7 protein-coding genes are annotated in these 15,496 nt (G+C 51.7%); 5 read left to right on the top strand and 2 right to left on the bottom strand.

Features of this window, described 5'->3' with window-relative positions:
* Window positions 1-997 precede the first annotated feature (997 nt).
* Window positions 998-1,894: a formate/nitrite transporter family protein gene (locus MXE41_RS10570; RefSeq protein ID WP_247100463.1), complete on the bottom strand. Its 897-nt coding sequence runs from the start codon at window positions 1,892-1,894 to the stop codon at window positions 998-1,000.
* 1,824 nt (window positions 1,895-3,718) lie between these two features.
* On the opposite strand from MXE41_RS10570, the gene fabB reads away from it, so the two are divergent.
* The 5 genes from fabB to MXE41_RS10545 all read left to right on the top strand — a co-directional run bounded on the left by fabB (window position 3,719) and on the right by MXE41_RS10545 (window position 13,757).
* Window positions 3,719-4,933, top strand: a complete 1,215-nt coding sequence (gene fabB, locus MXE41_RS10565; RefSeq protein ID WP_247100464.1) for a beta-ketoacyl-ACP synthase I — start codon at window positions 3,719-3,721, stop codon at window positions 4,931-4,933.
* Window positions 4,934-5,939: 1,006 nt separating this feature from the next.
* Entirely contained in the window at window positions 5,940-7,064 is a 1,125-nt protein-coding gene (locus MXE41_RS10560; protein ID WP_247100462.1) for a pseudouridine synthase, read from the top strand.
* 957 nt (window positions 7,065-8,021) lie between these two features.
* Window positions 8,022-8,471 carry a hypothetical protein gene (locus MXE41_RS10555; protein ID WP_247100461.1) on the top strand — a complete coding sequence of 150 codons (450 nt, stop codon included), beginning with the start codon at window positions 8,022-8,024 and terminating at the stop codon, window positions 8,469-8,471.
* 2,335 nt (window positions 8,472-10,806) lie between these two features.
* Complete coding sequence (locus MXE41_RS10550; protein WP_247100460.1) at window positions 10,807-11,763, top strand: D-2-hydroxyacid dehydrogenase; 957 nt, start codon at window positions 10,807-10,809, stop codon at window positions 11,761-11,763.
* A 1,178-nt stretch (window positions 11,764-12,941) separates the two neighbouring features.
* Window positions 12,942-13,757, top strand: coding sequence for a copper homeostasis protein CutC (locus tag MXE41_RS10545; protein ID WP_246977404.1), 816 nt, complete (start codon window positions 12,942-12,944; stop codon window positions 13,755-13,757).
* A 413-nt stretch (window positions 13,758-14,170) separates the two neighbouring features.
* Here the strand turns inward: MXE41_RS10545 and pfkA are convergent, their stop codons facing one another.
* Entirely contained in the window at window positions 14,171-15,136 is a 966-nt protein-coding gene (pfkA, locus tag MXE41_RS10540) for a 6-phosphofructokinase (RefSeq protein ID WP_247100459.1), read from the bottom strand.
* Between the last annotated feature and the right edge of the window lie 360 nt (window positions 15,137-15,496).

Raw genomic sequence — 15,496 nt, 5'->3', positions numbered from 1 at the left:
CGGATACCAGAGTGTCATCCTCGCTTCAGCCATGACGGATACCAGAGTGTCATCCTCGCTTCAGCCATGACGGATACCAGAGTGTCATCCTCGCTTCAGCCATGACGGATACCAGAGTGTCATCCTCACCTCAGTCATAACCGTTACCAGAGTGTTATCTCCAATCAGGCATGCGAGCCTGTGATTTGTATCGCACAGTGTGGTTGTTTCGTGCTCTCTGTCTGTTTAAAGAGGGGCAGGTGATGCTGTGGTGGTATGCCATGCAGAAAGTGCCCATGGCAGGAGCAGCCTTGGGGTAGGTAGGTAGGTAGGTAGGTGGGCGGGCTGTAGTGCCTTCTGTATTCAGGTCTGAGCGTATGGCGCAGAGGTAATGCCATATATTTCCCATAGCCTAATGACTTGATTCTTGCTAGTATGTTGGTCATAAAGGTTCCTTAACTGTGATTGTTAGTTTTTTTAACAGTTTAACAAGGAGCCTTTTTCTATTTATGGCCTGTTTATCAGGTTTTTACAGAATTTGTGACGTATTTTGAATTTTTCCCCAAAATCGGGAATAAAGTAGTAATTTCGCCTCCAAAATGCACCTCATGTGCTGGGAAAAACTGCCCAAAACAAACATGCTTGGACATTATTGGTGTGCTAGTGCCTGGTAATCGGCATAAATATCATATTTTGCTTAAGTACACGGGCATGTATATTTCCAGCCCTGCGTGCTGAGGTGACTGTGCTCAATTGATTATCAGACCGTGGATCTGATGCCTTTGGATCAGTGTGCAGAAGGTTACGTGGCTGCGCAGGCATGCAGATATGCAGTTATTCCAGGGATTGAAGGTATCCCCGTTATTGCAGGCATTTCTAAGATATGCAGATATTTCAGGTATTGCAGGGAAGGGTTTGTGTCTTGATGGGGCCGGGAAGTGGTGGGGGGTTGCTGCAGCGTCGGGCGACGCTGCAGTGGGATATTGGGACAGCACCTTCATGATGCTGTGCGGGTGGATTAGAGGTCGCGCTTGTCTGCTGAGGTCTCAACGGCTACCGTGACCACTGCAGGCTGTACGGCTGCGTTGCTGGCCGGGTTGATATCAAAGCTTGGGGCGTGCGGGGTTGGGGAGGCTGGCTCGGATGCCTGAGAGGCTGGAGCTGTGTGGGCAGTGGCCGAGGCAGTAGCCTGGGTGGTGGCCTGTGCGTCAGTCTGCTGCTGGAGCCCGGTCTGCTGGCTTGCAACCATGGCACGGGCAATATGGTGGCTGTCGCGGTAGAGGTCAGACTTAAAAAGGAATGGTACCGGATGGGCCTGAGGGTTGGGGATAAATTTGGTGAACACCAGTGTGCCTACAGCATTGCCCAGCACAATTACTCCAAGGCGGGTCCAGTCGGTAAGTGTCATGTCCACTTCGGCCATGGCAAATACGCCGCAGTCAGCAATGCTGTGCTCAAATCCTGCCAGAATAAAGAACATGACCGGCATGATGACATACAGAGGATTCTTACCCTTGTGGAAGCCGTAATAGGCAATGTGCATCATGGCACCGCAGCCTACAGCCAGAATAAAGGATGAGAGCATGTTGTCATTGAGCTTGTAAGCCGCAAGGTCCTGAGCTGCAGACAGATCAATACGGGTATTGGTAAAGAGCCATGCAGTAGCGGCACAGGCCGTACCGTTAAGGACAAACATGTAGAGCAGTCTGAAGGTCGACTGTGGAGTCCAGTCTCCCACCTTGCCTGTATACAGGTAGTACTCTTTGACCATGATGGTCAGCAGACCAAGGGAGAAGAGAAAGGAACCAATGTATTTGATTGGAGAGGCAACGTAGATTACGCAGGCAAGACCAAGCACTATGCCTGGCAGCAGGGACTTGACGGTAAATTCGTAGAAAAGGGAATCGGTACGCATATGGGAGCTCCTTGGATGTCTGATGCATGTCATCTGTGCACAGGCAGCTTCAGGGCACTGTGCTGCAGCCTGGCAGTCTGTCTGCCCGGTGACATGCTGACGCTAACCATTTAACCGTTCATGACGGCCGTCCGGCAGAACTCTCAGAGAGCCGGACCTGTGAAGTATTGCTGTCCTGCAAAGGGCACTTATCCCCGACAGCGTGCATGGGGAAAGCCAGATACAGACGGCGCGTATTGTAACAAAGGCCAGGGCGTAAGACATTAAATCCATTATCAGCTGGTCATTTTTCCCAGGTAGCCAGCCTCAGCGCCCGCTCCCATACAGTAAAACACTATGTTTTTGATAAAAAAGTTTCACTTTGTCCGGCCTGGATATACGCCGTATTCATAGCCAGTACTAGAGCACTGATGGCTTTGGCTTTGCCTGTATGCGCTTAGCCTGTATATGAATAATGCGCCGCGAGCAGCTGTGTCTAATCTGAGCACAGCTGTGCTGGCCCGTGCTAAACCGCATGCTCTGGCCGGCCTTTCCTGGATGGGGTGTAGTGTCTGGCATGATGCAGGTGTGCATTGCTCAGGCAGGCTGTCCAAAACAGCTGCCCTGAGAAAAGGGCTGAAAGGGACTGAAAAGTGGGGCTGCACAGCCCCGTACTGGCATGGAGTAACAGGGACTTGCTGTCAGGGGCGGGCGCTGTAAGTTGCAGGATGCAGTCAGCTGCAGAACTATGTCAGTTGCAGGATGCAGTCAGCTGCTGACATGACTGCAGGCACAGACAGATATCAAGCCGCATGTCTGATTCAGTCCCTCAAAGTCTGCAGTTGCCATGGCTGTACAGTATTGTAGCCTGGCCCCTTGGCGGCATGCGGTTATGCCGCTTACTTCTGCAGAGCACAGCTCACGCATAAGCACAGGCCACGACCAGGAGATCAGATACTGACTTGCTATGGTCATGCAGCAATGGGCTTAGCTGCTAATTGCTCTGACAAGCCTGGTCATGCTCCTGAAGATGTATCCTGGCAGCGGTCCATGGACTGGCAATACATCAACAGGTCTGATGCCCACAGACAGGCAGAGCCTCAAACGGCCTGATGCTTATAGCTAATAGCCGGCATGCTGCACTTATTCCTGGTGTGAGGTGCCGGACCTTGCCGGGACATGCATGTCCTTAACTGCCTGTCATACTCTTGCTGTAAAAGCTGGCGACGGCTGGCGGACAGGCGCCATGTCATGCCATGCTTACTTGCCTTTACGTCCTGCCTGCAGGGGCAGAGGGGCAAATGTACAGGCTGCATGAATGTCTTGACTGCCTGTCCTGCATGCACAGTGTGCTGCCTGGGTTTACCTGGGCTCATGTGGACAGCTGGTAAGTCTTATGCATGATCTGGCACATCCGTAATTTTTAAAGTCTATTGAGGCTGTGCTATCATATTTTGCGGTTGTGCCGGTTTGCCACTGTGGCTTGCCGTACTGCCATAACAGCTCAGCTGTATTTTTTGCTAATCAATGATCATACGGGCGAACTGACGAGGTTTTTCCTGTATTTCAGTTGACTTGTTAACTGTCAGCATTTTTTCCTTGCGCCAGGTCGTTACTGTGTCTTTTTCTGGCCGGATATGCTGGCGAAGTACACGGCCGCCGTGGTCCTGTTCAAGGGCGCCTGGTAATTATGGTGGTGGTCTGTGAGCAATTGACAGAGGCAGCATGTTCTGCCTGTCAATTCAGCCCCTGTCCCGGCTGTAGACGTCTGAGGTAATCAGCATGACTAAGCCTCAGGGGCAGTACTTTAATTTGGATCGTCTGCTTGGAGAAAACTAGATGGCATTGCGTAAAGCAGTTATTACCGGTTTAGGAATAGTTGCCAGTATCGGCACAGGTAAAGAGGCCGTGCTTGAATCCTTACGACAAGGCCGTTCCGGCATCGTCAGAGAGGAAGAGTTTGCAGCCATGGGCATGCGTTCCCAGGTAGCAGGCATGGTCAACATTGATTTCAAGGATTATATCGACCGTCGTGATCTGCGCTTCATGGGTGAGGCAGCTGCCTATTCCTATATCGCCATGAAGGAAGCCATTGCTGATGCCGGTCTTGAGGATTCCGATGTTTCCAATGAGCGCACCGGTCTTATCGTAGGTTCAGGTGGCGGTTCAACAAAGGCCACTGTAGAGTCAGCTGACATTCTGCGCTCCAAGGGCGTCAAGAAGATTGGCCCTTATGCCGTAACCAAGACCATGAGCTCCACAACCTCTGCCTGTCTTGCTACCCCTTTCAAGATTAAGGGTGCCTCTTTCTCCTTAAGCTCAGCCTGCGCAACCTCAGCTCACTGTATCCAGGCAGCCTGTGATGAGATTATGCTGGGCCGTCATGACATTGTCTTCGCCGGTGGCGGTGAAGCTGCTGACTGGACCATTGCCAGCCTTTTTGATGCCATGGGCGCACTGTCCTGCGGTTACAACGATGTTCCTGCAACTGCCTCCCGTGCCTATGATGCCAACCGTGACGGCTTTGTTATCGCTGCCGGCGGCGGTATCGTAGTTGTTGAGTCCGAGGAGCACGCAAGAGCACGTGGTGCCCGTATCTACGCTGAGATTGTGGGCTGTGGTGCCACCTCCGACGGTGCCGAGATGGTTGCCCCTTCAGGCGAGGGTGCCGTACGCTGCATGAAGCGCGCTCTGGCTACCTGCGATACTCCAGTTGATTACATCAATACTCACGGTACTTCTACCGTGCTTGGTGACAACAAGGAGCTTGAGGCTATCCGTGAGGTATTTGGCGACAAGTGCCCTGCCATTTCCTCAACCAAGTCCATGTCCGGTCACGCTCTGGGCGCTGCCGGTGTAAACGAGGCTATTTTCTCCCTGCTGATGCTGGAAAATAGCTTTATCGCTCCATCCATCAACATCTCAGAGATGGACGAGTACGCAAAGGGCTTTGATATCGTTACCTCTACCCGTGATGCTCAGCTCAGGACCATTATGTCCAACAGCTTCGGCTTTGGCGGCACCAACGCTACCCTGATCCTGCGCAAGTATCAGGACTGACATGCCCAGGTCTGCAGCCGCTGAGGCTGCAGCATTCAGGCCCCAGGCTCTCGTGGAACGAATGCAATTGCAATTGCATATTCCCCGGGCAGCACACAAGGCAAAGTTTCCGGCATAAGGAGACTTTGCCTTTGTCATTTTTGCAGACAGGGCAATACCTGCATTTGCGTCTTATTATCAAGCTGAGCACAGGCCGCCCTCCCGGACAGCGCAGACATACCGTCCGGCATCTGTTAACAGCCATGCCTTTGCCGCTGGCCTGATGGGCTGCCCTGCGGGCGCACTCGTAAAGTGGGATAACACTTACGCCTGTCACTGTCAGCTGTCAGACTCAACTTTGTCATAAGTAATATGCCTGCCATAGCGGCCCTCTCTGTAACAGATCAGCTCTGGGTGAGCTCATACTTAATGCACAGGTATGGCATCAAGGCAAGGCAGCAAGGCAAGGCAACAAGGTCTGGCTGACCCATCTGCTGTCCATCCCAGTCATGTTCAGCCCCGGCATGTACCGCTGATGCTCAGTATGTCCATTCAGGTCAGAGCTTGCTTAAAGCTCAGACTCACTGCATATGGAACATATGTTTACAGCCGGGCAAAGTGTACAGCCGGTACTGCCAGGATATGCCAGGCAATATATCGGGCATGAAAAAACCTGAGTGATTTGCCTGCAGACACATAGTGCAGATTACTACGGTATGAATCTCTGTACATGCCAGCATTGCCAGAACATTACCGGGACTGCACTTATGCCTGCAGCCGGGGCATTACTGGTACTGCCCGCATGGCTGCAGCCGGGGCATTACTGGGACTTTGCTCTGCCTGCAGTCGGGGCATGGCACAAAATGCTCAGCTGCGTACCTGTACAGGAAGTGCGGTGGGGACAGGCGTGGCAAGGCAGCAGGTCGCCCGGGGTAAGTGCCTGGTAATGGCGCGGCGGGCGGGATTTATTTGTTTCTGGTACTGCGGCAGCGCAAGGTGCTGCATAATTTTTCAGGAAGTAAAAACAGTGGCTAAAGCAGCAAAGGAAGTTCAGCGTCTTGACAAGATTGTGGCCCATCTGACCGGCATGAGCCGTCAGCAGGCTACCCGTGCCATCAAGGATGGTGATGTAACTGTTGATGATGAGGTGGTAACAGATGCCGCCGGCCGCATCAGCGTGCATGCTCATATTGTGGTGGCCGGTTTTAATGATGACGAGTCAGGTGCAGTAGCTGCCTCAGAGGCCTTCAAAAAGCGTGTTTTCATGCTCAACAAGCCTTTTAACTTTGTCTGTGCTGACCGCGACCGTAACTTCAATACCGTGCAGTCTCTGTTCAAAAACGAATTACACCACACACAGCTGCACTGTGTAGGCCGTCTTGATGTTGATACTACTGGTCTTATCATTGTGACCGACGATGGTGATCTCAACCATGCCGTGACCTCACCAAAGACTCAGCTCTCCAAGGTATACCTTGCCCGTCTTGACCGTCAGGTTCCGCCATCAGCAGTAAAAAGCTTTGCTGCCGGTATCAGGCACCCTGAGGAAAAGAAGCGTTACCTGCCTTGCTCCCTGCATATTTTCGAGCCTCAGGTAGCTGCTCCAGTGTCTGCCCACAATGGCGAAAATGAGGGACAGACAGAGTACTGGGCAGCCGTGCAGCTTACCGAGGGCCGCTACCATGAGGTCAAGCGCCTGTTTGAGACCGTGGGCTGTGAGGTCCAGGAGCTGGTGCGTGTGGCCATTGGCTCACTTACTCTCAACGAAAAGCAGCAGCTTGGTGAATATGTCAGCCTGTCAGAGGAAGAAATTGAAGCCCTGCTGACCAGCTATGACTATCAGCCTGATCAGCTGGAAATGCTTCTGGAGCGCTACCGTGAGGCCCTTGAGGTATCACGCCCAATGTGGTGGCCGTCAAGCTGCGCCCTGGCACAGGCCGTCCGCGCAGCTCAGGCCGCAGCCTCCACTGCAGGCGCTACCGCTGCAGCAGCTTCAGCCTCAAACCCTGACACCGCCGACATTTACGGCAATGCCCGCGCCAGCTCAGCTGCAACAGGGGCAGCCAAGCTATCAGATACCAGTGATGAAGACTGGGGTGATGAGGGGGACTTTGATGAGGTGGACGAGAACGGCGATCTGCGTATCTACTGATTTATCCGGTGATAATACTTTATAAAGTGATAAGTAAAGCAAACAGGATTGTGGTCCAGTGCGGCGATTTTACTGCGCCCAAAGGATTGCTCTTACTTATTACTGATGACCAGGCTTCTGTGTAAGCCAGCCTGCTCAAACTTCCCCAGGGTACCGGCAAAAGCCAGATATCCCCATCTTTTGCCAGGTTAAGCCAGGTTGCTCATGCCAATCATGAAGCCTGGTAAGTTATTTGTCTGTACCACGTTTTGCAAAGCCTGATGGTTTGAGCCATTGGGCTTTGCTGCTTCTGGGCTATGCTCTTTATGGCGGGCATAAACATAAGTTGCAACTAAAGAGCAGGGATGCAGCCCAGATGTGCGGTCAGGTATGTGCAGGGACGTGAAAGTCGGATCTGGCCAGAGCAGCCCGCTGGCCAGATTAGCCCATATGGATAAATTAGCCCATTAACATCATTGACCGTATCGACCGTATTGTCAGCAACGCCCGCTCAGGGCTGGAGCTGTGAGTTCGGGGAGAGGGGCACGGTGCGGGGGCACGGTGCGGGGGAATTAACTGTACCGGGGATGACGTCAGAGTTAATAACCGAGCCCAGGGAGAGCGTGGCCCTGGTGCGGGCGGTGCTCATCGGGCATGGGGCAGGAGTGGAGAACAGTCAGTGACATTAGTCTTTTACTGACGGCGGTTCAAATAACAGAAAGTGGACTTTGTACTATGGGCTGCGATGGTATGTAAGCGTGAATGCTGTGTAATCAGGCTTTAAGATCCGGCTAATAGTGGGCTAATAGTGATCTTATATAATTTGTCCTTGCTATCGATATGATATGCGTTGCTGCAGGCCGGTTGCTGTTCCCCGGTTGCAGCAAAATGTCACATGCTTAATGCCGACTGGTGCTCAAGCCGGCTCAAATAAGGGAACGGCCTGACCATCATGGTCAGTTGAGAAAAGGTTTTACGATGAGAAAGACTTTATGCGCTTTGGCCGCTGTATCAGCAGTACTGTTCATTGGTGTTTCATACGCTGCTGACATGTCCCCTGACTACGACCGATGTATGGACAGAGCAAAGACCTTTAATGACCGTCTGGCCTGTGTTCAGGAAGCTGAGATTTACCTTGGCAAGCAGGCTGAGGACACCTGTGAGGCTCTAAAGAAGAGCTGCTCTGAAACTGAAAATGCCAGAGAGTGCATGGCAGCTGCCGAAAAAGCGCATAATGCCTATATCGACTATTACGATAAGATGGCAGTGGTACTGGGATATATGAGCAATGCTGAGGGCAATGAAAGCCGTATCAGCGCCATGGAGCAGCTCAGCACCATTACCTCTTTCCATACTGAGCTCATGCAGGGAGCAATTGAAAATCTCGAAGAGGCTGCAGAGGCCCGCAAGAACGCTGAGGAAGATTAATATGGAGCCTGCACAGCAGGTCCATGATGTCCTCAATACCCATGATGGTCATGCTCTTCAGAGACGCTCTGAGCATAATAAACATGTTCAATCATAAGGTCCGAAGCAGGTCATGACCAGGCTCAAGCTCCGTAGCCAGCGTCAGCACCAGTACCAGCACCAGTGCAATTGTCAGCACCAGAACCGGTGGAAGTGTCAGCACCAGTACGGTGCCGGTGTCAATGTCAGCGCCAGCTCATGCCCTGGGCAGGAATGCCACACCCCACAGGAAGAAATTCCCGTGGGGTTTTGTGTTTCTGGAGGAGCTGATAATGAGCGAAGTGCGGCATAAGGCAGGGCACGGGGATGTAGTGGGCTGTACAGGCTGATCTATGGTATGCAGACAGGTAATGATCCTTGTCTGATATATACGCTAATTTTGAAATTTTTTGTCCCAAAGGATACTGGCAATAAAAAATATTATCCTAAGATAAGTTATTCGTAAATCCTTAAAAATCAGGTTTTCAGTGAATATTTGTAAAATAACAGTTAGAAAAATAACCAATAATTGTACAATTATTGGGATAGCGTTATCCCGCTGATTTGAGGTTTTTTTTGATGGCTATTTTAAAAATTATCACGGATATGCCTCCCCCAGACTGGGCATACATCACTGCATATGGACGAGTGATTCATAGATACCGCAAGGATGGCAAGCGACATAATGTTGCCATAGGCAATGTCGTATTAGTGAGGCCATGCAAAACTGAGAGATAACGTATTATGAAAAGTTTTCTTTAACTGCTCCAATTAAGGTTGTTGATCCCATCACATGAAGCTATTACATATTTAGATTTATAGATTAAATTTATTCTATTATTTTAGAAAAATAGATCTGGGGTGGGACAAAAAATTTCAAAATTAGCGTATATATGCTGTTCTTAATCCAGTAACTGTCTGTCAAAAACAGGTTCCTTTAATTTAGGTCTTTATCCCCAAACTGTGTCGCATAGACGATCTCAGGTATGTATGTTCAACCCGGATCTGCCTGAAGGTGACAGCAAAAATTAAATGTTATGGTAAATCCGGTAAGTTTGCTGTCTGACTGGCTAATATCTTTAGCGTCGGGTGCCTGCCATTTTTATGCAGCACCAGGCTCTGCCGGTAAAGTGTGGGGCGGGCCTCAGTCCATGAGACCTGGTGTAAGTATGATGACTGGCCTGTATACCGTGTTTACCAGCCTGCAATGCTCTGTACCGTAAGTCTGTTATTTTGCCCTTGTTAAATTCATGCGGCAGTAAATGTTAAAAAATGTTCCACGCGGTTCCACGTGTATACAAAATTGCAAAAAATAAAATTGTTCCACGCCAGGTCAAAAATTAATCCCCAACAGGAAATGCGTTATTTATCTGATTTTTGGGGCGGTTGGTTCACTGCGTAACAGCCCTCTGGGAACAGTTATCACCCTTGTTTCAGGCTGGACTGTTCCCGCCGGAACAATTACTGGGAATCGCGGGGGCAAATTAACAAGGACAAGATATTTCCCGCTCAGGTGTATGCTGGTCTCTCATGGCATATGGTCAACTATCTGTTCTTACTGACATCCCGTCACCATGGAGCAGTGCTCAGGGCTCATGTCTTCCGGTGTAGTTTTAATTGGCAGCGGTAGACAGGGATATGACTGTGGCTGAGGCTGCGGCAGTGGCAGAGACTGGTACTGTGACAGCAGCAGAGCATATGACAGTAGCAGAGACTGTGTAAGCTGCTGAGGCTTAGGGCAGAGTTGGCCTTTTGCGGCTCTGACAGGGCGTATGGCCAGTATGGCTCTGCCTTGTTCTATGAGCCGCAGTGCGCTGTCTTGCGCGCCGCGCGGCGACATGAGTCATAGCGACTTATGACGTTCTGTCAGGGCTTCGGGCAATAGGGGGCGTATGAGGAGCCGGCTGCCGCTCCTGAGGTCGGGCAAGAAAGGGAGTACTTAGGAGCCTGCTGCAGTGCTGAGGAGTCAGGCTGCCGTGTCGGGAGGGCGTTGCAGGCCACAATGCTGCATGGGGCTGGGCAGTTGGAGCTGTTTGAGTATTTTATTCATAAGACTGCATTGGGCTGTAGAGCACAGATTAACTGTAGTTTTTGTATTAGACTTAGGCGCCAAAAGCTGATGAATGCCTGGCCTCAGTGTCGCTGTGGTGCTGGAATGTCCCTTTGCATTGCCATTACAGATGTCATGGGTACAGACAGAGCCTGAGTATGCTGCCATGTTGGAGCTGCTGACCTGTTGGGGCGGCTGACAGGGGCTGTGCTGGCAGGGCGGTTTAGCTTGAACGAGTTTGATTTTTAACTGCGGAGTTAGTTATTCATGGAAAAGATTGTTGTCACCGATGCCATTTCCATCCCTAAGGCCTATCCATTACCACGTCCATCTTTTGAGCATGAGTGGGTAAGCTATGAGACCACTACCCCTGATGAGCTGGTTGATCGCGTTAAGGATGCTACCATTATCGTGACCAATAAGAGCCGTTTAACCGCTGAAGTGCTCTCCCAGTGCCCAAAGGTAAAGTTCATTGCCGAGCTGGCTACCGGCTTTAACAATATCGATATCGATTACTGCAAGGAGCACGGCATTGGTGTGGCTAACATTCAGGGCTACTCAACTGACTCTGTAGCTGAGCACGCCATCACCATGATGCTGATGTTAAGCCGCTCCATGATTAAGACCCGCAAGGAAATGGAGAATGGCCTGTGGGTTAATGCCAACTGCTTCTGCCAGCTGCCATATCCGGTAGTTGACCTTGCCGGCCGTACCCTGACCGTAATCGGTTCAGGCTCCATCGGCTCCCGTGTAGGTGCTATTGCCAGTGCCTTTAACATGAAGGTTCTCAAGGCCGAGCGCCGTGGTGCCCAGTCCGTACGTGACGGTTACACCAGGTTTGAAGATGCCATTGCTCAGGCTGACTTTATCAGTGTTAACTGCCCTCTGACTCCTGACACCACCAACCTCATTACCAGCAAAGAAATCGCCACAATGAAGAAGTCCGTCTTCATCATTAACAATGCCCGTGGCGGTGTGGTCAACGAAAATGACCTGGTTGAGGCCATTGTCAGTGGTGCCATTGCCGGTGCCGGTGCTGACGTAGCTTCTGTTGAGCCTTTAACTGCCGATCACCCATATGTGAAGTTACAGAACAACGACAACTTCCTGCTCACTCCTCATCAGGCATGGATGTCTCACGACTGTCTGCAGGCTCTGGTCAAGCAGTTTGGCGAGAACCTCGAGGCCTTCCATAAGGGTGAGTCCTTACGCCGTATCGTCTAAAGGTTCATAAGCCCGGAGACAAAACAACACAGCTGACCTCAAAGGTCAGCAGGGGCCAGGAGCAATCCTGGCCCTTTTTCATGGCCGGCAGCCGGGCCTGCCTGGCATGCCTGCAGCCGTGCCGGTGGCCGGCCATCTTCTGTTTCACTCATGCTGCTGGACACTGGTCGGGCAGCATGGTGCCAGGCTGTCGGCTTGGACATGGTTCAGGGCAGATGCAAGGGCCTGGTTAAGCCGCCTTGTTTTTGGCACCTGCAGGGGCCAGGTTACTAAACCTGGTTGTACCATAATGGGGTAATGCAGGCACAGAGGATAATGGCAGCTCAACAGGCCTGTACAAAGGCATTGTCAGATCGAATATGTACTGAGATAAGGATGATCTGTCTGCTGCGTGATGAGTCTTTGAGGTTTAGTAATGTGCAGCTCTGGTGCTTTGTCCAACATAATCTGACAGAAAAGGCATATCGTGGGATAATATGCGCCGCAGCAATCTGTTGAGTAATACAGAATCTTCGGTTTAGTGGCTGCTGAACTTCATTTTCGTCTGACATTTTGCCCGGATGCGCCAGGTGCTGCCAGGGCGCAATCTGTTTGTCCAGTATGCGGACAAATTGTGCCCAGGGCTTATGCTCCCTGCCCATAACATCATCAGCTGGTCTTATGCCAGCAACAGGTGCTCATCCCGTACAGTCAAAAGAGCCTCATGGCCAGGGTACAGGGTACAGGGTACAGGGTACAAGGTACGGCTACCGTGTACATGGTACAGAGCTTATGGCACAGCTTTACTGTGCCAGGGACCCGCAGGGTGCAGAGCGCACTTAGCTGTATGCTTGCACATGATGTATGCATATGATGCAGCGGGCATGACCTGCAGGTATATATGGCCGGAGCCTTAGTGCCACGGCATGCCTGCAGGGCGTTGCGTCTGTGGGACAGGTGCCCATATCGTCAGAGCATATGAGGACAGTGGCATTCAGGTTTTCAGTTATGACTGCCTGAGGCATGGTCACGGCCGGGAACAGCTGCTCTGTCAAGGTGATATCTGTGCCTGACTGACAGGAGCGCTGGTGCTTTTGCTTTCTGTTTTTCTCAGTTCTTATTGAGATACTGTAAGCTTTATTATGATGCTCAGGCTCACAGCCGGTATCAGGATTAATTAACATACCTCCCGGAGCCCCATGGAAAATAACAGCAAGAATCTGGTGACCTCTGCCGCCAATGATCTCGGATATACCTTTGAACTGTGTGTTACCTCAACTGAGGGCGTGAAAGTCGCCTCTGAAATCGGCGCCCACAGAATTGAGCTGTGTTCAGCTCTGAGTGAAGGTGGCCTTACCCCTTCATACGGTATGATGCGTGTGGCAGGTGAGCACTGTGCAGAGGTTGATACAAAACTCAACGTCCTGATCAGACCAAGAGCCGGTGATTTTATTTACACCAGCGAAGAGCTGGAAATCATGCGCCATGACATTATGATGGCCCGTAAGTTCAATGCCAATGCAGTAGTAGTGGGCTGTCTTACCCATGATGGTAAGCTGGATGTTGATGCCATGGAGCTCATGCTAGATGCTGCTCATGGCATGGAGTTAACTTTCCACCGTGCCTTTGATCTGTGCGCTGACCGTATCGAAACCATGGAGCAGCTTATTAAGCTTGGTGTGACCCGTATTCTGACTTCAGGTGGCAAGGCCAATGCTCTTGAAGGTGCAATGAATATCAAAGAGCTGCATGATAAGGCTGACGGCCGTATCCATATTCTGGCCGGTGCCGGTGTCAAGCCTTCCAATATTGTTGAGATTGCCCGTATTTCAGGCATTAAGGAATTCCACTTTTCTGCCAGGGACACCTATCCATCAATGATGAGCTATAAGAACCCTGATGTCTTTATGGGCCTGCCAGGCTCTGATGAGTATGCTATTCAGTACACCAGCAAGGAAATTGCCCTGGAGACCATCAGCGCCCTGTTAAACAGCGCCCCTGAGCTCAATAAGTAGTCAGGCCAGGCGCGCCTGCCCTGCTGCCAGGCACAAACGCATGGCAGCGCGGAACAGCGCAGCACTGTGACTGGCAGGAGCTCCGCTGCGGCATCCCGGAACAGCGCATACTGTTACCGGCAGGAGCGCCGCTGCTGCCGCCAAAGCAGCTGCAGCAAGGCCACAGGAGCAGGTCCCCACGCTCAGTTGTGACAGTGCCGAACCAGGCGCTCACTACATTACAAGGCCCTCTGTCGGCAAGGACAGAGGGCTTTGTGCATTCATGGGGGCTTGAGATGGCTGTTTTTAGTATGCCGGGCAAGAACCGGTTCCCGGTCTGCAAAAATGACAAAGCCCCCTGTCATGTCTGACAGAGGGCCTTGTGGTCGGTGCGGGCGCGGGCGCCGTACCAGCCGGGCTTTTGCCTTAGCTGATTAGCTTAAGGAGAAGGCCAGATCGTACTGATCTTCGTGGAACTTGTGCTTCATGTTCTCGATGCAGTCGATAATGTCGTGGTGTACAAGCTCACCGCGCTGAATGCCGATGCAGCGGCCAGAGTGGCCCTGACGCAGCAGTTCAATAGCGTAGGCACCCATACGGGAGGCCAGCACACGGTCAGCAGCGGATGGAGTGCCACCACGCTGAATGTGGCCGATAACGGTAGCACGGGTCTCAAGACCGGTTCTCTGCTCGATTTCCTGAGCCATCTGGTGAACGTCAGTCTGGTTCTCACATACTACCAGAATGGCGTGACGCTTACCCTTGGCAATGGAGTCGTCGATGGACTTGTAAACAGTTTCCTTGTCCCATGGTCTCTCAGGAACCAGAACAGCTTCCACACCACAGGAAATAGCGGCGCTAACAGCAAGGTCACCACAGTGACGGCCCATAACCTCAACTACGGAGATACGCTTGTGAGAGGAGCAGGTGTCACGCAGACGGTCGATACAGATAACAGCAGTGTTTAAGGCAGTATCGAAGCCGATGGTGGTATCGGTACCGGCGATATCGTTATCGATGGTGCCTGGCAGGCCGATACAAGGGAAGCCCAGCTCGGAAAGGAGCTTGGCACCCATGTAGGAACCGTCACCGCCTACAACTACCAGAGCATCGATGTTGTGCTCTTTCATTACTTCAACGCACTCGCGACGGATAGCCTCTTCCTTGAACTGTGGGAACCTGGCAGTACCGAGGAAAGTGCCGCCACGGTTAAGCATGTCAGAAACGCTCTTACGGTCTAATGGGATGATATTACCCTCATGCAGACCAAGATAGCCGTCCTGAATACCGCAAACTTCGTAACCGTAATCAAGAGCAGTACGAACTACAGCACGGATGGCAGCGTTCATGCCTGGGGCGTCACCACCTGAGGTTAAAATACCAACTTTTTTAATAGCCATTTTCTGTTTCCTGGATCTGGAGCTAAAGCCAACCTGAAATAATCCGCCTTTTTCAGCTCAGGCAAGGGTCCTGGTCTTCTTATGGAGGTCACCTTATGAGGTGACGGGCACAGTGTTATCCCCATGCTGGGGGCCAGACGGGAAAAGCTTTATCTGTACTGAAAACCTGGACCGGTACTTACTTTTGCTTGAGGCGGGCAGGAGCGCCTGTATTGGCCGGGGCGTCCTGGAGTAATAAGACCACATCTGTCAAAATTTCCTGCAGCATCCTGAAGCCTTGCGCTCCTGGCTGCCAGCTGATGCTGACACCTTGCTGGAGGAGTGCTGACCACGGCAGGAGCTTATGCCCTCTGGCATGAC

This window comes from Anaerobiospirillum sp. NML120449 (assembly GCF_023051105.1).
Lineage (GTDB): Bacteria > Pseudomonadota > Gammaproteobacteria > Enterobacterales > Succinivibrionaceae > Anaerobiospirillum.
The sequence above is the reverse complement of the archived record's forward strand: the minus strand, read 5'-3'. Positions and strand labels throughout refer to the sequence as shown.

Excerpts from the sequence above, each read along its gene's own strand:
- MXE41_RS10570 (WP_247100463.1), bottom strand. The coding sequence starts at position 1,894 with ATGCGTACCGATTCCCTTTTCTACGAATTTACCGTCAAGTCCCTGCTG.
- MXE41_RS10555 (WP_247100461.1), top strand. The coding sequence starts at position 8,022 with ATGAGAAAGACTTTATGCGCTTTGGCCGCTGTATCAGCAGTACTGTTC.
- MXE41_RS10550 (WP_247100460.1), top strand. The coding sequence starts at position 10,807 with ATGGAAAAGATTGTTGTCACCGATGCCATTTCCATCCCTAAGGCCTAT.
- MXE41_RS10545 (WP_246977404.1), top strand. The coding sequence starts at position 12,942 with ATGGAAAATAACAGCAAGAATCTGGTGACCTCTGCCGCCAATGATCTC.
- pfkA (WP_247100459.1), bottom strand. The coding sequence starts at position 15,136 with ATGGCTATTAAAAAAGTTGGTATTTTAACCTCAGGTGGTGACGCCCCA.